The organism is Agromyces tardus, from assembly GCF_003710805.1.
Lineage (GTDB): Bacteria > Actinomycetota > Actinomycetes > Actinomycetales > Microbacteriaceae > Agromyces > Agromyces tardus.
In genome coordinates this window covers 15,984-36,700 of sequence record NZ_RHHB01000002.1, presented here as the reverse complement: position 1 = coordinate 36,700, position 20,717 = coordinate 15,984, and the positions used below count along the sequence as shown (strand labels likewise).

14 protein-coding genes are annotated in these 20,717 nt (G+C 72.3%); 7 read left to right on the top strand and 7 right to left on the bottom strand.

Features of this window, described 5'->3' with window-relative positions; genetic code table 11:
- Window positions 1–141: 141 nt before the first annotated feature.
- Window positions 142–1,236, bottom strand: coding sequence for a substrate-binding domain-containing protein (locus EDM22_RS02120; RefSeq protein ID WP_122935410.1), 1,095 nt, complete (start codon window positions 1,234–1,236; stop codon window positions 142–144).
- A 174-nt stretch (window positions 1,237–1,410) separates the two neighbouring features.
- On the opposite strand from EDM22_RS02120, the gene EDM22_RS02115 reads away from it, so the two are divergent.
- On the top strand, window positions 1,411–2,415 hold the full coding sequence (locus EDM22_RS02115) for a LacI family DNA-binding transcriptional regulator (protein WP_122935409.1): 1,005 nt from the start codon (window positions 1,411–1,413) through the stop codon (window positions 2,413–2,415).
- Window positions 2,416–2,419: 4 nt separating this feature from the next.
- Window positions 2,420–3,325, top strand: a complete 906-nt coding sequence (locus tag EDM22_RS02110; protein WP_122935408.1) for a carbohydrate kinase family protein — start codon at window positions 2,420–2,422, stop codon at window positions 3,323–3,325.
- 30 nt (window positions 3,326–3,355) lie between these two features.
- On the opposite strand, the gene EDM22_RS02105 is transcribed toward EDM22_RS02110, so the two are convergent.
- Both EDM22_RS02105 and EDM22_RS02100 read right to left on the bottom strand, forming a co-directional pair.
- The gene (locus tag EDM22_RS02105) at window positions 3,356–4,534 is read right to left on the bottom strand and encodes a LacI family DNA-binding transcriptional regulator (RefSeq protein WP_212591868.1); all 1,179 of its coding nucleotides are present in this window, start codon (window positions 4,532–4,534) and stop codon (window positions 3,356–3,358) included.
- A 107-nt stretch (window positions 4,535–4,641) separates the two neighbouring features.
- A complete protein-coding gene (locus EDM22_RS02100) occupies window positions 4,642–5,163 on the bottom strand; it encodes a GNAT family N-acetyltransferase (RefSeq protein WP_245989117.1) in 522 nt (173 codons plus the stop codon).
- Window positions 5,164–5,483: 320 nt separating this feature from the next.
- Here EDM22_RS02100 and EDM22_RS02095 point away from each other — a divergent pair, with 320 nt between their 5' ends.
- Window positions 5,484–8,267, top strand: a complete 2,784-nt coding sequence (locus tag EDM22_RS02095) for a GH32 C-terminal domain-containing protein (RefSeq protein WP_245989142.1) — start codon at window positions 5,484–5,486, stop codon at window positions 8,265–8,267.
- A 196-nt stretch (window positions 8,268–8,463) separates the two neighbouring features.
- Window positions 8,464–11,079, top strand: coding sequence for an ATP-binding protein (locus tag EDM22_RS02090; RefSeq protein ID WP_170963976.1), 2,616 nt, complete (start codon window positions 8,464–8,466; stop codon window positions 11,077–11,079).
- Window positions 11,080–11,138: 59 nt separating this feature from the next.
- On the opposite strand, the gene EDM22_RS02085 is transcribed toward EDM22_RS02090, so the two are convergent.
- Window positions 11,139–12,725 (bottom strand): glycoside hydrolase family 68 protein, encoded by a 1,587-nt coding sequence (locus EDM22_RS02085; RefSeq protein WP_122935404.1) that lies wholly within the window; start codon window positions 12,723–12,725, stop codon window positions 11,139–11,141.
- Between the two features lie 232 nt (window positions 12,726–12,957).
- Window positions 12,958–13,080, bottom strand: a complete 123-nt coding sequence (locus EDM22_RS20140) for a hypothetical protein (RefSeq protein ID WP_281274034.1) — start codon at window positions 13,078–13,080, stop codon at window positions 12,958–12,960.
- A gap of 387 nt (window positions 13,081–13,467) precedes the next feature.
- On the opposite strand from EDM22_RS20140, the gene EDM22_RS02080 reads away from it, so the two are divergent.
- On the top strand, window positions 13,468–15,171 hold the full coding sequence (locus EDM22_RS02080) for a glycoside hydrolase family 32 protein (protein WP_122935403.1): 1,704 nt from the start codon (window positions 13,468–13,470) through the stop codon (window positions 15,169–15,171).
- A gap of 4 nt (window positions 15,172–15,175) precedes the next feature.
- On the opposite strand, the gene EDM22_RS02075 is transcribed toward EDM22_RS02080, so the two are convergent.
- On the bottom strand, window positions 15,176–16,243 hold the full coding sequence (locus EDM22_RS02075; protein ID WP_245989115.1) for a LacI family DNA-binding transcriptional regulator: 1,068 nt from the start codon (window positions 16,241–16,243) through the stop codon (window positions 15,176–15,178).
- Between the two features lie 133 nt (window positions 16,244–16,376).
- The gene (locus EDM22_RS02070) at window positions 16,377–17,219 is read right to left on the bottom strand and encodes an alpha/beta fold hydrolase (RefSeq protein WP_122935402.1); all 843 of its coding nucleotides are present in this window, start codon (window positions 17,217–17,219) and stop codon (window positions 16,377–16,379) included.
- Window positions 17,220–17,306: 87 nt separating this feature from the next.
- On the opposite strand from EDM22_RS02070, the gene EDM22_RS02065 reads away from it, so the two are divergent.
- Both EDM22_RS02065 and EDM22_RS02060 read left to right on the top strand, forming a co-directional pair.
- A complete protein-coding gene (locus EDM22_RS02065; protein WP_122935401.1) occupies window positions 17,307–17,909 on the top strand; it encodes a TetR/AcrR family transcriptional regulator in 603 nt (200 codons plus the stop codon).
- Window positions 17,910–18,035: 126 nt separating this feature from the next.
- A complete protein-coding gene (locus tag EDM22_RS02060) occupies window positions 18,036–20,663 on the top strand; it encodes an ATP-binding protein (RefSeq protein WP_170963975.1) in 2,628 nt (875 codons plus the stop codon).
- The last annotated feature ends 54 nt before the right edge of the window (window positions 20,664–20,717 follow it).

Sequence of the window (20,717 nt, the reverse complement as noted above, 5' to 3'; positions counted from 1 at the left end):
ATTCGGAAGTGGTCGAGGTCCGCAGGCGGCATCGGCCGCCGGCGGGGGTGAGCGGTGCGGGCCGGATCGGTGCGTCCCCGACGATCGGAGACGGGCTCCGGTCGGGACCCCTTGCCCGCACCGCTCACGCGGCGGCCGGAACTAGCCCCAGCAGATGTCGCCGGCCTCGGCGGTGTCGATCGAGTCGATGCCGCCCTGCGGGTCATCCGTCACGAGGGCGACGCCCGTGTTGTAGAAGTCCAGGCCGTCGGTCGTCTCGGGAGCCTTCCCCGTGGTCACGAGGTCGTACACCGCCTGGACGCCCAGCTCGGCCATCTTCAGCGGGTACTGCTGGCTCGTCGCCCCGATGGTGCCGTCCTTCACCGCGTCGATGCCCGCGCACCCGCCGTCGACGGACACGACGATGAGGTCCTTCGTGGCCCCCGCGGCCTTGAACGCCTCGAAGGCGCCATACGCGGCGGGCTCGTTGATCGTGTACACGACATTGATGTCGGGGTTCTTCGAGAGCAGCGTCTCTGCGGCGGTGCGGCCGCCGTCCTCGGCGCCCTGGGTGGCCTCATTGCCCACGATCTCGTAGTCGCCGCCGCTGTAGGTGCCGGTCGGCGCCTCGTCGCCGTTCACGGTCTCGTCGGCGAGGTCGATGCCCATCCCGTCGAGGAAGCCCTGGTCGCGAGCGACGTCGACCGAGACGACCTTGTCGTCGAACAGGTCGAGCATCGCGATCGTGGCCTTCTCGCCGCCGAGCTTCGCCGCGGTCCACTCGCCGATGTACTGGCCGGCGAGGAAGTTGTCGGTCGCGAACGTGATGTCCACCGCCTCGGGGTCGGACGGCGGGGTGTCGAGCGCGATGACGTAGAGGCCGGCGTCGCGCGCCTTGACGAGGGCGTCCTCCACGCCGGGGCCGTTCGGCGTGATCAGGATGCCCGCGTCGCCCTTGGAGATCGCGTTCTCGATCGCCTGGATCTGGGTGTCCTCGTCGCCGTCCTCCTTGCCTGCCGCGAGGGTGAGGTCGACGCCGAGCTTCTCGGCGGCGGCCTCCGCGCCGTCCTGCATCGCCACGAAGAAGGGGTTGCTGGTGGTCTTGACGATGAGCGAGACGCCGACGGCGTCATCGGCGGCGGCTTCTCCCGAATCGCCGGACGACGCGCATCCCGACAGGGCGAGCGCGGCGGCGGCGGTGAGCGAGCCGGCAATGATGAGACGGCGACGGAAGGCGCCGAGTGCTGCGTGATTCATCGATGAATCTCCTCTGGATGTAGGCGACCGTCGTCTCATGACAACGATGTCAAGCCTTAGGTGTAGTCCATGGGAATGTGTATAGTCAACCCGACCTCTCAAATTGGAGACCGAAAAGTGACATCGTTGTCAGACGGCGTCGCCGCACCTGAGAATGCCCGCGCGCGCCCCACCATGCGGCACGTCGCGGCGCTCGCCGGCGTCGGCGTGAAGACCGTCTCGCGAGTCATCAACGGCGAGCCGAACGTGTCGGCTGCGACGATCGCCAAGGTCACCGCCGCCGCGCGCACGCTCGACTACCAGCCCGACCTGCACGCGGGCAATCTCCGCCGGGCCGACGGGCGCACCCGTACGATCGGGCTGCTGGTCGGCAGCGTCGACAACCCCTTCTCGGGTGCGGTGCATCGGGCCGTCGAAGACGCTGCCCTCGCCCGCGGCGTCGCCGTGTTCGCATCGAGCCTCGACGACGACCCGGCGCGGGAGCAGGAGGCCGTGTCCGCCTTCCTCCGCCGCCGCGTCGACGGCCTCATCCTCACCACGATCTCCGAGAGCCAGGCCTACCTCGCACCCGAACTCCGCCGCGGCACCCCGGTCGTCTTCGTCGACCGCGAACCTGCCGGCGTCGCATCCGACACCGTTGTCAGCGACAACCTCGAGGGCGCGGCCGTCGCCACACGCCACCTCCTCGAGCGAGGCCATCGGCGCCTGGCCTACCTCGGCGACCGCGCCGAGATCCGCACGGCCCAGGCCCGACGTCGCGGCTTCCTCGACGAGCTCGGCCTGGCCGGGATCGCGACCCGCGACATCCCGGTCATCGAGAACCTGCACGACATCGAGACGGCACGGCTCGCGGCCCTCGCGCTGCTCGAGCGCGACGACCCGCCGACCGCGATCTTCTCCGCCCAGAACCTCGTGACGATCGGCGTGCTGCACGCGCTGCGCGAGTCGGGACTGCAGCACGCGATCGCGCTCGTCGGATTCGACGACGTGCCGCTCGCCGACCTCCTCGAGCCCGGTGTCACCGTCGTCGCCCAGAACCCGCAGGAGATCGGGCGCATCGCCGCCGAGCGGGTCTTCGCACGTCTCGACGGCGACGCCGGCCCCGCCGTGCGCACCGTCGTTCCCACCCGTCTGATCGAGCGCGGCTCCGGGGAGATCCCGCCGCGAGAGAGGGGCTGAGCGGATGTCGCAGCCCATCGGTTCCCCTGCGAACATCGTCGTCGTCGGCGACGCACTCATCGACGAGCTGCGCGACGCGACCGGCTCGCGCGACTTCGTCGGCGGTGCCGCCTTGAACGTCGCCGTCGGACTCGCCGTGCTCGGCCATCGCCCCACGCTGGTCGCGATGGTGGGCGACGACGCGCCGGGCGACGAGATCCGCTCCTTCCTCGCGGAGCACGGCGTCGACCTGGTCGCGAGCCCCTCGCCGCACGGCACCTCGCGTGCGGTCAGCGACCGCACCGACGGCGAGCCGCGCTACGAGTTCAACGAGGCGGCCCAGCGCCGGGCCCTGCGGTTCGACGAGGCCACGCTCGACGCCTTCGACGAGGCCGACCTGGTGGTGGTCAGCTGCTTCCCGTTCGATGACGAGGCGCAGTACCGGGCACTCGTCGACGCGATCGCCCGGCCCGCGGAGCGCGTCGTCGTCGACGGCAACCCGCGTTCGGGCATGATGCACGACCGCGCCCGGTTCCTCGACAACTTCCTCGACTTCGCGTCGCGATCGCTCGTGGCGAAGATCGGCGACGACGACGCCGAGCTGCTGCTCGACGCACCGCTCTCCGAGTTCGTCGACCGGATCCTCGCGGTGGGCGACCCGGCGGTGCTCGCGACTGCCGGACGCGACGGGGCTGCCGTGCACCACCGCGGGAGCGCCGTGCGCGCGGGGATCGTGCCACTCGACGGCCCCGTGATCGACACGATGGGCGGCGGCGACGCCACCCTCGCGGCGATCACGCACGAGATCGCGACGGCGGGCGTGCCGTCGACGGACGCGGAATGGCAGGCCGCGCTCGAGCACGCGATGCGCATCGCCGCGGCGACCGTGCGCGCCGAAGGCGCGCTGCTGCGAGTGCCGCCGGAGGCCTGAGCCGAGCGCGGCGGTCGTGTGCGGCGGCGCTCAGCGCCCGGTGAGCCAGGGGATCAGGCGACGCGGCCGAGCGACGGAGCGACGCTCGACGAGTTCGCCCGCGAGCTGCACCGGCTCCGCGGCATCCGCCGCCCTGCCCTCGAGCAGCGCGAGCAGCGCGGTCATGCCCCAGCGCCCCATCTCGCGGTGCGGCAGCGCCACGGTGGAGAGCGGGGGGTCGAGCGACTCGGTGAGCAGTTCGAGGTCGCCGATGCCGAGCACCGAGGCATCGCGCGGCACCTCGAGGCCCAGCGCCTCCGCTCCCTGGTAGACGCCCATCGCCATCTGGTCGTTGAAGCAGACGATCGCCGTGGGCCGCTCCCCGACGGGGAGGTGGAGCAGGCGCCGGGCCACGCGCCGACCGCCCGCCGCGTCGGGCGCGGCGCGCTCGACGACGGACCGAGCGCCGTCGTACCACGCGGGCGCGAGGGCGGATGCGAAGCCGTCGGCGCGCCCGCGCGTGGCGGGGGTGTCCTCGTCCGAGGTGAGGAACGCGAAGCGGCGGTGCCCCACCTCCAGCAGGTGCGCGACGGCAGCGCTCGCGAGGGCGTACTCGTCGGGCACGACAGCGGGCACGGTCCAGCCGTCGGCGGGCGCCGCGCCCACGAGCACGACGGGGAGGTCGCCCAGCTCGCGCGGGCGCTCGACCTCCGCGTGCACCGTGCGCGTGTAGAGCACGCCGTCGACGCCGTGCTCGGGGAGGGAGCACAGGTGGTGCGCCTCGAGCTCTGGGTCGCCGCCGGAGTCGAGCACCATGAGCAGGGCGCCCCGCTCGCGTGCGACCTCCTGCGCGCCCTGCACGATACGGCCGGCGAAGGGCGTCGTGGCGATGCCGTCGGTGATGACGCCGATGACTCGGGTCGGTCGCGGCGACTCCTCCCGAGCGGCCCTGGGGGCGTCGGGCGCCTTGGACGCCTCGGGCGCCTTGGACGCCTCGGGCGCCTTGGACGCCTCGGGCGCCTTGGACGCCTCGGGCGCCTTGGGCGCCGTGGGCGCCGTGGACGCCTTGGGCGCCTTGGGCGCCTTGGGCGCCTTGGGCGCCTTGGACGGAAGGTAGCCGAGTCGTTCGGCCGCCCGGAGGACGCGCTCCCTGGTCTCGGGGCGCACCGCGCGGGTGCCGTTCAGCGCGCTCGACACCGTCGAGGGCGACACCCCGGCCTCGGCCGCCACGTCGGCGATTCCCGGTCGCCCGCTGCGAGCGGGCGGCGTGCGTCGATTCCCCGGCGAGTCCCCCATGACCATGGAGCCTACGCGGCGCGGGCGGCCCGGAGCACGCCTCAGCGCACCATGCGAAGCTCGCGCACGTGCCAGGACTCGTCGATCTTCTCGGCTCCGTCGAAGGCGAAGCCGTTGCGGCGGTAGAACGCCTGGGCGCGCGGATTGTCGTCGAGCACCCAGAGATACGACGGGCGGGTTCCGATCGCAGCGTCGACGAGGGCCTGCCCGACCCCGCGGCCGTGGTAGTCGTCGAGCACGTAGAGGCCCTCGAGCTCGAGGTCGCGCGGGGCGTCGGCGTCCCGCCCGCGGCTCGTGTTCGCCCAGCCGACCACCCGGCCGTCGTCGACCGCGACCCAGACGGTCATGCGTCGGAAGCCCTCCGGCGGCGGGAACGCGCCGGAGGCGATCGCCACGTTCGTCGTCCATGCGAGGATGCGGTCGCGCATCGTCCACGCCTCGACGACGTCGCGCGCCACCCGTCCGGGCTCGACGTAGGTGGCCTGGTGGCTGCGCCAGTGCACGTCGGCGATGCCGGGGGCATCCGCGATCGCGGCGGGGCGCACGAGGACGTTCAGAGCCATGCTCCGAGCGTACGCAGCACCAGCAGGCCCGTCGCCCGCAGCCGTCGAAGACCGGGCCTTGAATTGTCCGGTCGACAGTGCGTAGCATCGCGCCGAATCCTGACAACGATGTCACTGCTCATGAGTGACCACTGCACTGAAGGGCGAACCAGTCGATGACGACGGTATCAACTCTCCGAACACTCGCGATCGTGGCCGTGGCCGCGACCGCTGCATCCCTCCTCTCGCTGCAACCCGCCGCCGCCGAGGAGGCAGCCGATCCGAACCCGGCCGAGGAGCAGTACCGGCCGTACCTCCACTTCTCGCCGGAGCGGAACTGGATGAACGACCCGAACGGCCTCGTCTACGACGACGGCACCTGGCACCTGTTCTTCCAGCACAACCCGTACGGCACCCGCTGGGGCAACATGAGCTGGGGCCACGCGACGAGCACCGACCTCCTGCACTGGGAGGAGCAGCCCCTCGCCATCGCGCAGACCTTCGACGAGGGCGGCACCGCGATCGAGGACATCTTCTCCGGGTCGGTCGTCGTCGACGAGGGCAACACCTCGGGCTTCGGCACCGCCGGGGATCCGCCGATGGTCGCGATCTACACGAGCGCGTACACGCCGGCGCACCCCACCCGCGCGGGCACGCAGGCGCAGTCGATCGCCTACAGCACCGACCACGGCCTGACGTGGACCAAGTACGCCGGCAACCCCGTGCTCGACCGCGGTTCGGCGAACTTCCGCGACCCCAAGGTGTTCCGCTACACGAACCCCGGCACGGGCGAGTCCTACTGGGTCATGGCGGCGGTCGAGGCGCTGCAGTACAAGGTCGTGCTCTACCGGAGCGACGACCTCAGGAACTGGACCCACCTCAGCGACTTCGGGCCCGCCAACGCCACGGGCGGCATCTGGGAGTGCCCCGACCTGTTCCCGCTCCCCGTCGACGGCGACCCGGCGAACACGAAGTGGGTGCTCGTCGTGAACCTCAACCCGGGCTCGGTCGCGGGCGGCTCGGGCGGCCAGTACTTCGTGGGCGACTTCGACGGGACGACCTTCACCTCCGAGAGCACGGTGTCCGATGCCGCGGCGCCCGACGGCGACCTGTTCGCGGGCTTCGACGGCGGCTCCTACGACGGCTGGACCGTCGGCAACGAGCCCGGGAACTGGCGCAACGGCCCCTGGGGCGACGCTCCGGCATCCGGAACCCTGCCCGGCCAGAACGCCGTCTCGGGCTTCATCGGCGCCGGCCTCGTGAACGGCTTCAACGACGGCGACTGGCCGATCGGCGCACTCGAGTCCCCCGCGTTCACGATCGGCGATCGCTTCGTGAACCTGCTCGTCGGCGGCGGCAACCACCCCCACCTCGAGGGCACGCAGCTCGGCAACGAGCCGCCCGCGGGTCGCCTGCTCTTCGACGGCTTCGAGTTCGCCGACGGCACCACGCTCGCGGACACCGGCTGGGAGGCCACCGGCGACCTGGCGGCCGAGCCCTGGCGCAACCCGTCCACCGCAGGCGGGGACTACTACCTCGGCGCCAAGCGCCTCAACACCTGGGAGGGCGGCCCGAGGGGCGACGACAACCTGGGTGACCTCACCTCCCCGACGTTCACGATCCGGGACGGCGAGACCGACCTGTCGTTCCTCCTCGGCGGGGGCAAGCGACTCGACGGGTCGCTCGAGGTCCGGCTGCTCGTCGACGGCGAGGTCGTGCGCACCGCCACCGGCCCCGAGGCGGGCCAGCTGAACTGGCGGTCGTGGGACGTCGCCGAGTTCGCGGGTCGTGACGCGCGGTTCCAGGTGCACGACGAGGCGACCGGCGGCTGGGGCCACCTCACGGTCGACCACCTCGTGCTCGGCGCCGAACCCGCGCAATCGCGCTCCGAGGAGACGTCGGTCAACCTCGTCGTCGACGGCGAGGTCGTGCGCACGGCCACTGGCCGCAACAGCGAGAACCTCGACTGGGTGAGCTGGGACGTCGCCGAGTTCGCGGGCCGCGAGGCATCCGTGCGCATCGTCGACAACAACCGCTTCGGCTGGGGCCATGTGCTCGTCGACCAGGTGATGTTCTCGGATGCCGCAGCCGCACCGCGCATCGAGGGCTACGACTGGCTCGACTGGGGCCGTGACTACTACGCGACGGTGTCGTTCAACGGCGCCCCCGACGGCCGCAGGGTGATGCTCGGCTGGATGAACGACTGGGACTACGCGAACGACATCCCGACGGGTTCGTGGCGCAGCGCCATGGCGCTGCCGCGCGAGGTGTCGCTCGTGACGACCGACCGAGGGCCGCGCCTCGCGCAGCGGGTCGTGCCCGAGTTCGCCGAGCTCGAACGCCCCGACGTGGCATTCACGGATGGCGCGCGGCCGATCGCCGAGGGCGCCGAGACGCTGCCGGTCTCCGGGGACGTCGTGCGCATCGACGCGGTGATCCGTCCCGGTGACGCGACGGCGGCCGGGCTGAGCGTGCTCGGCGACGGCGAGTCCGCGACGCGGATCGGCTACGACGCTGCATCCGCCCGCCTCTTCGTCGATCGGCGCGACTCGGGGAACACCGGGTTCCATCCGGCGTTCGCGTCGATCGAGGACGCGCCGGTCGCGCTCCGGGCGGACGGCACGATCGCCCTGTCGGTGTACGTCGATCGGGCATCGGTCGAGGTCTTCGCCGCCGACGGTCGTACCACGATCACCGACCAGGTGTTCCCGAACTCGGGCGCCCGGGCGATCGGCCTGTGGTCCGAGGGGGGTGACGCCCGGCTCGAATCGCTGAGGGTGACCCCGCTGCACGGCGCGATGTACAGGGAGGCGGGCACCGATGGTGCGACCGCCGCGCCACCCGCGGCCGAGCTCACCGCGCTGACCGGACCACGGAACGGACCCGACGCCGATGGCGCCTACGACCTCAAGGTCAAGGTCGGAAAGGGCCAGCCGACGACGGTGGTGCGGCTGCTCGAGGGCGGGCATGTGCTCGACCGCGTGTACCGCACCTCGACCTCCGAGCGCACCTTCGCGTTCCACATCGCGGGCGCAGCGCCGGGCGAGCACCGCTACACGATCGAGCTCGAGAACTCGGCGGGCGTCACGCCGGGGGGTGTGCTCGTCGTGCGGGTCGCCGGCTGAACCGGCCGGGTCGGGGTGCGGCGGCGTGGATGGCCGCACCCCACCCGCGCCGAGCCCCGGCAGCCCCCGGACTGCGCCGGCGCGGACTCCGCCGGGTCGACGCGGGTCGGCGATGCTGGACGCCGTCGCCCGCGACAGCCCAGAATGGCAGCATGCAGCCGCGGGGCAGGCGCGACCGGGGGGCGGAGGCGCGGTGGTGAACGACCGCTACGACGCTCCACCGATCCGCACGCCCGACCAGCACCTGCGGGTCTTCGTCAGTTCCACCCTGCGCGAGCTCGAGCCCGAACGCCGCGCCGCACGCGGCGCGATCGAGCAGCTGCGACTCGCGCCGGTGATGTTCGAGCTCGGCGCGCGCCCGCATCCGCCCCGCGAGCTCTACCGGGCCTACCTCGACCAGAGCGACGTGTTCGTGGGCCTCTACTGGCAGCAGTACGGCTGGGTCGCGTCCGGCGAGGAGGTCTCGGGCCTCGAGGACGAGTACCGCCTCGCTCCGCGCGAGATGCCCAAGCTCATCTACGTCAAGCAGCCCGCGCAGCGCGAGGAGCGGCTCGCCGGCCTCATCGAGCGCATCCGCGACGACGACACCGCGTCGTACAAGTCCTTCTCCACCGCCGACGAGCTCGCCGACCTCCTGGCCGCCGACCTCGCGACGCTGCTCGCCGAGCGCTTCGACGCGTCGCGAGCGGATGCCGCGGGGCCGGCCGCGTCCGCCCCCGACGAGCCGGGCGCCGCCGGCCGCGTCCCCGCGCCGTTCTCCGAGGCGGTCGGACGCGAGCGCGACCTCGCCACCCTGCTCGCATGGCTCGACGACGACGCGCGTCGGCTCGTCACCCTCGTGGGCCCCGGCGGCATCGGCAAGAGCCGCCTCGCGATCGAGGTCGCCCGCAACGCCGGCGACCGGTTCGACCGCGTCACCTTCGTGATGCTCGAGCACGTGCGCGACCCGGCCGACGTGCTCCCGGCGATCGCGCGCGAGCTCGGGGTGCGCGACACCCGCGACCGGCCGCTGTCCGAGCAGCTCGGGGTCGCTCGCGCGGGCCGGCGCGACCTCATCGTGCTCGACAACTTCGAGCAGGTGCTGCCGGCCGCCGCCGACCTGATGGCGCTCCTCAACGACCTGCCCGGCGCCACGCTGCTCGTGACGAGCCGCGCGCGGCTGCGCCTGCGGAGCGAGCACGTGTTCGACGTCGAGCCGCTCAGCCTGCCGCCCGAGCCCGAGGAGGGGTCGGTGGAGGCGATCCTCGAGGCCCCGGCCGTGCGGCTCTTCCGGGACCGGGCGACGGCAGCGGATCCGCGGTTCGAGATCACCGCGGAGAACGCCGAGGACGTCGCCCGCATCTGCCGTGCGCTCGACGGCGTGCCGCTGGCGATCGAACTCGCCGCCGCCTGCATCCGCGCGCTCACGCCCGCCGCGATGCTCGCGAAGCTCGACCGGATGCTGCCCCTGCTCGCGAACGCGGCCCGCGACGTGCCGGAGCGCCAGCGCACGATCCAGGCGACCGTCGAATGGAGCGTCGACCTGCTCGAGCCCGAGCCGCGGGCACTCTTCGCCCGCCTCGGCGTGTTCGCAGGCGACTTCAGCCTCGATGCCGTCGAGGCGGTCACCGCCGGCGCCCCGTGGGCCGCCGACCTGCTCGGCACCCTGCTCGTGCTCGTCGACAGCAGCCTCCTGCGCCAGCGCGACGACGCCGGCGTGCCGCTCTTCTCGATGCTCGGCACGGTGCGCGAGGTCGCGACCGCGCGCTTCGAGCTCGACCCGGATGCCGCGGCGGTGCGCCGCGCCCACGCCGAGCACTACGTGCAGCTCGCCGTCGAGATCGAGCCGATGCTGCGCGGCGCAACGCAGGTCACCGCGCTCGCCCGGCTCGAGGCCGAGCGCGACAACCTCCGCGCCGCCTACCGGCACCTCATCGCGATCGAGGAGGTCGACGTGGTGGCCGACGCGGTCTGGAGGCTGCTGCTGTACTGGTGGATCCGCGGACTGCTGCCTGAGGCGAAGGCGTGGATGGTCCGGGTGCTCGAGGCCGGACTGCCGCTCTCGAAGCGTACGCGGGCGATCGCGCTCGCCTATTCGGCGTGGGTGCCGCTCTGGCAGACGGACGGCGACGTGCGCACGGAGCCACTCGAGGAGAGCGCGGCGCTGTTCCGCGAGGTGGGCGACGGGCTCGGTGAGGGGATCGCACTGTCGGTGCTCGCCCTCGCGTGCATGTCGATCGACGAGCCCGACATCGAACGCGCGGAGGCGAGCCAGCGGGCCGCACTCGAGATCGACGAGGTCCGGCGCGACCCCACGTTCCGCGCGCTGCTCCGGACCGCGCTCGGCCGCATCCTGCTGCAGCGCGGCCGGCCCGCCGAGGCGCTGCAGCTCTTCGAGGAGGCGCAGGCCGAGGCCGAGCGCTCGGGCGACCTGTTCGTCGAGAGCATCGCGCTGACGCAGATCGGATGGGCGCGGCTCGCGTCGGTCGGCCCCGATCCCCACTCCTTCGTGCGCAACCTCGAGCTCGCGGCGCGGCTGCGCAACGACGACGGCGCCGCGTACGCCCTCGAGGGGCTGAGCGCGTCCGCGGCGGCGATCGGCGACCTGCGCCGGGCGGGCACCCTCCTCGGCGCGGCCGAGACGCTGCGCGCGCGCACGGGCCTCACGGATCAGCGGTCGTACCTGACGTACCAGCCGTTCGTCGCGGCGGTGCTCGCCTCCGACCGGGCCGCCGAGTTCGAGGCCGCCCGTGCGGCGGGCCGACGGATGCCGCGTCGCGCCGTGTTCGAGGCGGTGCTCGGGCCCGAGCTCACCGCCGCCGCCACGGCATAGCGGCGAGCTGCACGACCGGATGCCCCGGGGGATCCCCGGGGCATCCGTCGTGCAAGCGGCTACTGGAGCTTGCCGCCCGAGTTGACGTCGAGGTTCGCCGGGATGTCGGCCCAGCCGCCGAGGCCGCCGGTCCCGTAGGAGTAGTCGACGCTCGTGCTGGCGCCCTCGATGTCCATCTTCACCGTCGGCGCGAGTGTCCCGCCGCGCACGAAGTCATCGTGCGTCCCGATGGTGTCGATGAAGGACTGAACGAGCCCGCCCGGCATGACGTAGTGCGAGTACGCCTGGAAGTGCCCGGGGTGTTGGTTGTAGTCCGGCGCGAACGGCTGGCCGCCGGCGAAGTTGAGGTTCGTCGGGTTGCCCAGGGCCAGGCCGGACCCGCTGTTCAGCGGCTGGAAGTCGCTGCGGATGCCGTCGCCGACGAAGCCGTAGACGCCCTCCGGCCCGTCGAGGCCGGCCGCGAAGGTGCCGCGGTGGCTGATCGTGAACAGGTAGGACTTCCCGTCCTTGAACACGAACTGCGGACGCTCGGTCTGGTCGGTGACGCAGTTCGCCGAGAGGATCGGCGGGAGGAACTCCCACTCGGTCAGCTCGTCGTTCTTGGCCTTCGCGAGGCCGATGTTGCCGATCTGGTAGGTCGCGCCCGAGGCGTTGACCTCGTCGAGGGACTCGGCGTAGGGGTCGCCCTCGCGATAGCCGAGGTCCTCCTCGGTGCACTGCGCGGACTCGCGCGGCATGGCCGAGTTGCCCTCGAAGACCATGTAGGTCTCACCGGGGTGCGCCGGGTCCTCGAAGGTGAACGGGTCGCGGAAGTTGAAGTACGGGTTCTGCTCGCCGGTCTGGTAGTAGGTGCCGTCGGCCTGCAGCAGGTCGGTCACCTTGTCGAAGCCCGTCAGCTTCACGCCGTTCTTGTTGGCGTGCACCTTGCCGACGCTCAGCGCGATGCGCGGGTCGTACGGCTTGATGTTGTTGCCGGCGGCGTCACGGTAGAACGCGACATCCGTGAAGAACAGCTTGATCTCGCCACCCTTCATGATCCGCGCGGAACCGGACCACTGGGTCTGGTGGCTGTAGGACTGGTCCTCGAAGATCGTGCCGGTGACGCCCTCCTTGAAGACGAGGCCGCCGTAGGTCCAGCCGCCGTTCTCGGGCCGCTCGTCGGCGGGGATCCCGGCCGGGCGGAAGAAGTAGCCGATCTTGGCGAAGACGTGGCGGTCGTCGAAGCCGAGGCTCCGGTCGGCGACCAGCGAGAAGATGATCTCCTGGCCGTTGACGCTGTACTGGTTGCCGTGCTCGTCGGTCAGCGGCCAGGTGTCCCAGACCCAGACCTCGCCGTTCGACATGTCGGGGAAGTCCTGCGGGACGGTCGGCATGGTGAGCGATGCTGGCATCGAGTTCTCGCGGGAGGCCGCGTTCGGGTCCGACAGCCGCTGCAGCTGCTTGGCGTCGGCGCGGGTCCACTTCGCGGTGAAGTCGTCCTCCGGTGCGTAGGCCTGCTGGGTGTGCACGGTGGGCTCGGCGCCGGGCTGCAGGTCGGGCTGCGCGACCGCCGCCGCCGTGCCCGTGAACAGCGTGCCGACGAGGACTCCGGCCGCGGTGATCCCTCCGACGAGGGGGCGCCGCATGCGCCTGGTGGATGTTGACATGATGTGCCTTTCGTAGGGTGTGGTGCGACCGGGCTCGCGCTGCGACGGGTCGTGTCGAGAGTGCGAGTCCACGGCCGACGGATCGGCGGACCGTGTCCGCCGGGGTGGCCGGGCTCCCGGGGGAACCCGGCGGGAGGGCCGTCGCGCGAGTCGCGACGGCCGGGGGCGGGTGCAGGCGACGGCGAGGTCGCGGTCGCCTCCAGCCGACCCGGTCGTGGCCGGCCGTTCGAGCTCAGTCGATCGGCCGGAGGTCGTGGGCGGGCACGGCGTCGCCGACGGGGTCGCCGGGCGAGCGGATGCCTCGATGCGCGTCGCCTGCGATGCAGGCGACGGCCGTTTCGTTCGTTGTCTTCACGTTCGTCGCTTTCGTGCGAGGACCGGATGGTCCGTGAGCGGCCGATTTCGGCGGCTCCTCGAGAACGTGGCGTTGTACTTCCCCCGGCACAGGAACCTATGCGCATCCTGACAACGTTGTCAAGTCCGCGGCGAGGTTCGGAGGATCGGTGCGTTCGCATGCAAATCCCCAGATCAGCGCCATGACGGGGATGATCGCGCTTCCATGGCCGCGGGAACTGCTCGCTGGTTTGCAAATCGATTTGCAAGACGTTAGCGTGGCCCGCGACTCCTCGAGTGGCGCTTGCGCTTCTCCCGAACAGACAGCTGCGAAGGCGCCTCGCCGGTCCGACGACCGCCTCGCAGGCGGATCCGACGGCCGGCGGCGCGCGAACCACGACGGAGGATCATGAACCGAACACACTCGCGCGACGTGCCGTCCGGCACGGGTCCGCGTGCGCGCTCGGGCCGCTGGCGACGGCCCGCGGCATGGACGATCGCCGCCGCGGCCTGCGTTGCACTCGCCGTCGTCGCCGCACTCGCACTCGTCGGCGGCGACCAGAAGCCGGAGGCTCCGGGCGCGACCGCGACGGCGCCGCCCGGACAGGACGTCGAGCGCCCGGGCGACTGGTCGCCGTACCGTCCGGCGGTCCATCTCACCCCGGGCGAGCGGTGGATGAACGATCCGCAGCGCCCGTTCTGGCTCGACGGCCGCTGGCATTACTACTACCTCTACAACGCCGACTACCCCGAGGGGAACGGCACCGAGTGGTACCACGCGACCTCCACCGACCTCGTGCACTGGCGCGAGGAGGGCATCGCCATCGAGAAGTACGCCAACGGCCTCGGCGACATCGAGACCGGCAGCGCGGTGATCGACACCGAGGACACGGCGGGCTTCGGTGCGGGCGCGGTCATCGCCATCCTCACCCAGCAGGACGAGGGCATCCAGCGCCAGTCGCTCTTCGTGTCGACCGACGGCGGGTACTCGTTCGAGCCGTTCGAGGGCAACCCGGTGATGGACAACCCCGGCGAGCCCCACTTCCGCGATCCGAAGATCGTCTGGGACGCGGAGCGCCGCGAATGGCTCATGGTGCTCGCGGAGGGCCACAAGCTGGGCTTCTACACGTCGCCCGACCTGAAGGCCTGGACGTACCGCTCGGGCTTCGAGCGCGACGACCTCGGCGTGCTCGAGTGCCCCGACCTCTTCCGGATGTCGGTCGACGGGGATCCCTCGGACACCCGCTGGGTACTGGTCGCCGGCGCCAACGGCGAACGGCACGGGATGTCGACGGGAACCGCGTACTGGACCGGCGACTGGAACGGCGAGGCCTTCACGACGGATGCCGCGGACCCGCAGTGGCTCGATCGAGGCTCGGACTTCTACGCGACCGTCACGTGGGACGACCCCCGCGAGAGCGCCGTGGACCGCTTGGACGGACGGTACGCGATCGGGTGGCTCAACAACTGGGCCTACGCGGGCGACCTGCCCACCGAGGACTGGCACGGCGGCGCGGACTCGCTCGTCCGGGAGCTCGCGCTGACCGACCGCGACGGCCGGCCGACGCTCGTCTCATCGCCCCACGACGGGCTCGCCTCGCTCGAGCGTGCCCCTGCGACGGCACGGGACCTCCGGGTTGCGGAGGGCGCGGCCCCGCCATTGCCCCAGCCCGCGTCCGACGCGTACCGCCTGCGCCTCGCCCTCCGGACGGGCGACGGCGACGGTGCAGCACGCGAGGTGCGGTTCCGCATCAAGGACGGCGAGGGGTCGTTCGCGACGGTGGGCGTCGACTTCGCGACCCAGCGCGCGTTCCTGGCCCGCGATGCCGACGCGGCCGCCGCCGCGATGCCGCCCGCCTACCGTGAGGTGCGCACGGCACCCGCCCCGCCGCACGACGGCGTCGTGACACTCGACGTGATCGTCGACGCATCCTCGGTCGAGGTGTTCGTGAACGGCGGCGACCAGGTGCTCTCGAGCCTCGTGTTCGGAGCTCCCTGCGCCAACGGACTCGCGGTTGAATCCGTCGGAGGCACGACGGTCATCGAGTCATTGCGGCTCTCGCCCCTCGCCGTGGCCCCGGTGGACCGGGCCGCGGCACGCGCAGCGGGTTGAGGGGTCAGGGCGGCGGACCGACGGACCCGCGCTCGATCAGCTCGCAGCGCAGGAAGGCCGGCTCCGCGGCATCCGCCTCGCCCTCGCCCCGCTCGATGCGGTCGAGGAGCGCCGACATGCCCGAGCGGCCCATCTCCCGATGCGGGAGCGCGACCGTGGTCAGGGCGGGCACGAGCGCCGCCGCGACGATCTCGAGGTCGTCGACGCCCACCACCGAGCAGTCGCGCGGCACGTCGAGCCCGAGCGCCGCTGCGGCCTGGTACACCCCCATCGCCATCTGGTCGTTGAAGCAGACCACGGCGGTCGGTCGGTCCTGCGCCGGACGGTCGAGCAGCCGCATCCCGGCGACCCTGCCGCCCCCCGCATCGGAGGCGCCGTACTCGACGAGGGCGCGCGCGCCGAGGCCCGCCTCCGCGACCGCCGCCCGGAATCCGGCCTCCCGCCCACGAGACGCTGGCGCCTCGTCCGTCGTGTTCGCGAAGGCGATGCGGCGGTGGCCGGCGGCGAGCAGTCGTGCGACCGCGGTCGCCGCGATTCCGGGCTCGTCGGGCGCGACCGAGGCCACACGCCAGCCCTCGGCCGGCACCGCGTCGACCAGGACGACCGGGATGCGGCCGATCGCTGCCGGGCGTCCGACGACCTGGTGGAACATGCGCGCGACCATGATCCCGTCGACGCGGTGGTCGGCGAGCGAGCGCAGCTGACGGTCCTCCAGGTCGGCGTCGCCCTCGGAGTCGACCGCCATGAGCAGCATCCCGCGCTCGCGCGCGACATCCTGCGCGCCCTGCAGGATGCGACCGGCGAACGCGCTCGTGGCGACGTGGTCGCTCGCGAAGCCGACCACGCCCGTGCGCTGGAGTCGCAGACCGCTCGCGATCGGGTTGGGGCTGTAGCCGAGTCGCTCAGCGGCGCGGAGGACGCGCTCCCGCGTCTCGTCGCGCACGGGGCGCGTGCCGCTGAGCGCGTGGGACACCGTGGTGGGCGACACGCCGGCCGCGGCCGCGACGGCGACGATGCTGGGACGCCCCTCGGCGCGCCTCGGCATCCCGTGCTCCCCCTGCGATCCGCCCATCTGCTTCGAGCCTACGACGTGGGGCGGGGGTCGGCCCGCGCGGGCCGTCGCGGCATCGAAGGCGACTTCGCGGCCCGTCACCCGGTCGGCTGCGGAGAGCCCGGCGGGGCGGCCCTCCGCAGCCGGGCGGCGATCAGGCCTGCACGAACTGCAGGAGCGCCGCGTTCACGTCGGCCGCGTGCGTCCACAGCAGGCCGTGCGGTGCGCCCTCGACCTCCACGTACTGCGCGTCGGGCAGTAGTGCGCGGAACCGGCGGGCGGTGGCGTCGATCGGCAGGATGCGGTCGGCGGTGCCGTGCAGGATGAGGGTGGGCTTGGCGGCGGCGCGCACGGCCTCGACGTCGGCGCGGAAGTCCTCGATCCAGCTCGGCACGACGGCGTAGGCGGCGACGGGCGCGCTCTTCGTGGCGACGTTCCAGCTCGCGGTCACGACCTCCTGGCTGATACGCGTGCCGAGGTTCTCGTCGAGGTTGTAGAAGTTCTCGTAGAACGACGTGTACCAGGCGTATCGGTCGCCGCGTGCCGCCTCGACGATGCCGTCGAAGACCTCCTGCGGCACGCCCTCGGCGTTGTCGTCGGCCTGCACGAGGAACGGCTCGAGCGAGGCGAGGAACGCGAGCTTCGCGACGCGCTCGGCGCCGTGGTTGCGCACGTACCGGGCGAGCTCACCGGTGCCCATCGAGAAGCCCACGAGGATGACGTCGCGCAGGTCGAGGGTCGTGAGCACCGCGTCGAGGTCGGCCGCGAAGGTGTCGTAGTCGTAGCCCTCGGTGACCTTGCTCGAGTCGCCGAAGCCGCGGCGGTCGTAGGTGATGACCCGGTAGCCCGCGGCCACGAGCTCGCGCGCCTGCAGTTCCCAGCTGTGACCGTCGAGCGGGTAGCCGTGGATGAGCACCACCGGCTGTCCCTCACCCTGGTCTTCGTAGTAGAGCTCGATGTCGGTGCTGTTCTGCGTGCCGACCGTGATGAATGCCATGACCGATCCCTTCCGAATCTGAGAACGCTCGTTCTCTGCGGTTCAATGTACACTTGAGAACGCTGGTTCTCAAGTCGGGATGACGAAATGATCGATGAACACGAGGTGCGCGACCGGATCGTCGCGGCCGCCGACGCGCTCTACTACGCGCGCGGCATCCACGAGGTCGGCATGGATGCCGTGCGCGCGGCCTCCGGCATCTCGCTCAAGCGCATCTACTCCGTATTCCCGTCGAAGGCCGACCTCGTCGTGGCGGTGCTCGGCGAACGCCGCCATGTCTGGGATCGCGACCTCGGCCGGTCGCTCGCCTCGGCCGACGGCGCACGCGGGCGCTTGCTCGCCATCTTCGACTTCCTGCGCACCTGGTTCGAGACCGACGACTTCCGGGGATGCTTCTTCATCAACACCTACGGCGAGTCCGGTGCGACCTCCGAGGCCGTGCACGCCGTGGTGCGGCAGCAGAAGGCCGACTTCCAGGCGCTCGTCGAGCGGCTGGCCCTCGAGGCCGGCGGCACCGAGATGCTCGGGCGCCAGCTCTCCCTGCTCGCCGAGGGGGCCCAGACCTCCGCGGCCATCGCCGGCGACCCGAGCTGGGCCGACGACGGCCGCGCGGCCGCCGAGGCGCTCATCGACCTGGCGATCGGCACGGTGGCGGCGCCGGCAAGCGGGTCCGCGAGGACGCACGCCTGACGCCGCGGCATCCCGGCTCGCACCGAATTCCCCATTCGGGGTGGTGGACGGCGCTGTCCGAGCGCTCCACAATATGTGCATGGGCACCCACTGGGGATGCACGCCGGTGATACCGAGGGTCTCGCCATGACGGACGGCGCGCCCGAGGTCCCGATCCGCACGCCCGACCAACGGCTGCGGGTCTTCGTGAGCTCGACCCTCAAGGAGCTGGAGCCCGAGCGCCGGGCCGCACGCGCCGCGATCGAGGGGCTGCACCTCGCCCCCGTCATGTTCGAGCTCGGGGCACGGCCGCATCCGCCGCAGCAGCTCTACCGCGCCTACCTCGAGCAGAGCGACGTCTTCGTCGGGATCTACTGGGAGCACTACGGCTGGATCGCCCCCGCCGAGGAGATCTCGGGCCTCGAGGACGAGTACCGGCTCGCTCCACGGCACATGCCGAAGCTCATCTACCTGAAGCAGCCCGCTGAGCGCGAGGAGCGCCTCACCGAGCTGCTCAACCGGATCCGCGACGACGACACCGCCTCGTACACCCCGTTCACGACCACAGAGCAGCTGGCCGAGCTCATCGAGGGCGACCTCGCGACGCTGCTCGCCGAGCGGTTCGACGCCGCCCGCGTCGGCGCGCGGCCCGTCGTCGAGGAGGCGCCCGCCCTCGCGCCGGAGCACATCCCCGTGCCGTACACCGAGTCCGTGGGCAGGGAGCAGGAGGTCGCGACCCTGCTCGACTGGCTCGGCGACCGCACCCAACGGGTGATCACCCTCGTGGGCCCGGGCGGCATCGGGAAGAGCCGCCTCGCGATCGAGGTCGCCCGCAGTGCCGGGCAGTCGTTCGACCGGGTCACCTTCGTGCAGCTCGAGTACGTCGCCGAGCCGGTCGACGTGCTCCCCGCGATCGCCCGCGAGCTCGGCGTGCGCGACAGCGGCGACCGCCCCCTGAGCGAGCAGCTCGGCGTCGCGCGAGCCGGCCGACGCGACCTCATCGTGCTCGACAGCTTCGAGCACGTGCTCAGCGCGGCGTCCGACGTGATGTCCCTGCTCAACGAGCTGCCCGACGCGACGTTCCTCGTGACGAGCCGCGCGCGCCTGCGGATCCGCGGCGAGCGGGTGTTCGACGTCGAGCCGCTCGGCCTGCCGCCCGACCCCGCCCGGGCATCCGTGGAGTCGATCTCCGAGGCGCCCGCCGTGCGGCTGTTCCTGAACCGCGCCCGGGCCGCCGACCCGCGCTTCGAGGTGACCGCCGAGAACGCCGAGGGCGTCGCGCGCATCTGCCTCGCCCTCGAGGGCGTGCCGCTGGCGATCGAGCTCGCCGCCGCCCGCATCCGGGCCCTCACCCCGGCCGCCATGCTCGGACGGCTCGACCGGATGCTGCCCCTGCTCGTCACGGCCGCACGCGACATCCCCGAGCGCCAGCGCACCATCCAGGCGACCGTGGAGTGGAGCATCGACCTGCTCAGCCCCGAGGCGCGGGCCCTGTTCGTGCGCCTGGGCGTCTTCGCCGGGGACTTCAGCCTCGACGCCGTCGAGGCGATCAGCGCGGATGCGCCCTGGGCGGCCGACCTGCTCGGGCCGCTCCTCGAGCTCGTCGACGGCAGCCTGCTGCGGCTGCACGCCGACGACGGCGTACCGGTGTACTCGATGCTCGTGCCGGTTCGCGAGATCGCGAGCGCGCGGTTCGCACTCGAGCCGGACGCCGCCGCCGTGCGCCGCGCGCACGGCGAGCACTACCTGCAGCTCGCGGGCGAGATCGGTCCACTGCTGCAGGGGCCGACGCAGGCCGGCGCCCTGACGAGGCTCGAGGCCGAGCGCGACAACCTGCGCGCCGCCTACCGCCACATGATCGCCGAGGGGGAGGTCGATGCGGTGGCCCTCGCCGTCTGGCGACTCTTCCTCTACTGGTGGATCCGAGGCGAGTTCCCCGAAGCGAAGGCATGGATGGAGGACGTCCTGCATGCCGGCGTGCCGCTGCGCGACCACACGCGGGCCATCGCGCTCGGACTCACCTCGTGGGTCTCCCTGCTGCAGCCGGGGGCGCAGGTGGACCTGGGACCGATCGAGTGGAGCCTCGCGCTCTTCCATGCGGTCGGCGACAAGCTGGGCGAGGGCGGCGCGCTGACCGCACTGGCCATCGCCTGCACCGCGATGACTCCGCCGGACTTCGAGCGGGCCGAGGGACTGCAGCGACGGGCGCTCGAACTCGTGACCCCCGACGAGCATCCCACCTTCGCGGGGCTCTTCCGCGACGCTCTCGGCAACCTCGTGCTGTCGAAGGGCGACGTCGATCAGGCGATCGAGATCTTCGAGGGCCTCCTGGAGGACGCCCGGCGCCAGGAGGACGTCTTCATCGAGAGCATCACGCTCGCGAACCTCGGCTGGGCCAGGCTCGCGCACGGCGAGGCGCGCCCCGACATCTTCGTCCGAGACCTGGAGCTGTCGCTCCGGCTCGGCAACGAGGACGGCGTCGGGTACGCCCTCGAGGGACTCGCGGCGTGCGCGGCCGCCGTCGGCGACATCGACCGCGCGGGTGCGCTGTTCGGCGCGGCCGAGACCGTCCGCATCCGCACCGGGCTGGTGGACCAGCGCTCGAACGTCACCTACCTCCCGATCGTGGAGCGGATCCTCGCGTCGGACCGCGCGGCGGAGTTCCAGTCCGCCCGCGAGCGGGGACGGCGGATGCCGCGACGGGCGGCGCTCGACTTCGCGCTCGCCGCCACCCAGGCGACGGCGGAGGCCGGGGTCGGCGCGACCCCCACCTGAGCGACGGTTCGGCGCGCGGGCGGACTCCGGCCGCGACGCCGCCGCCCGACGACG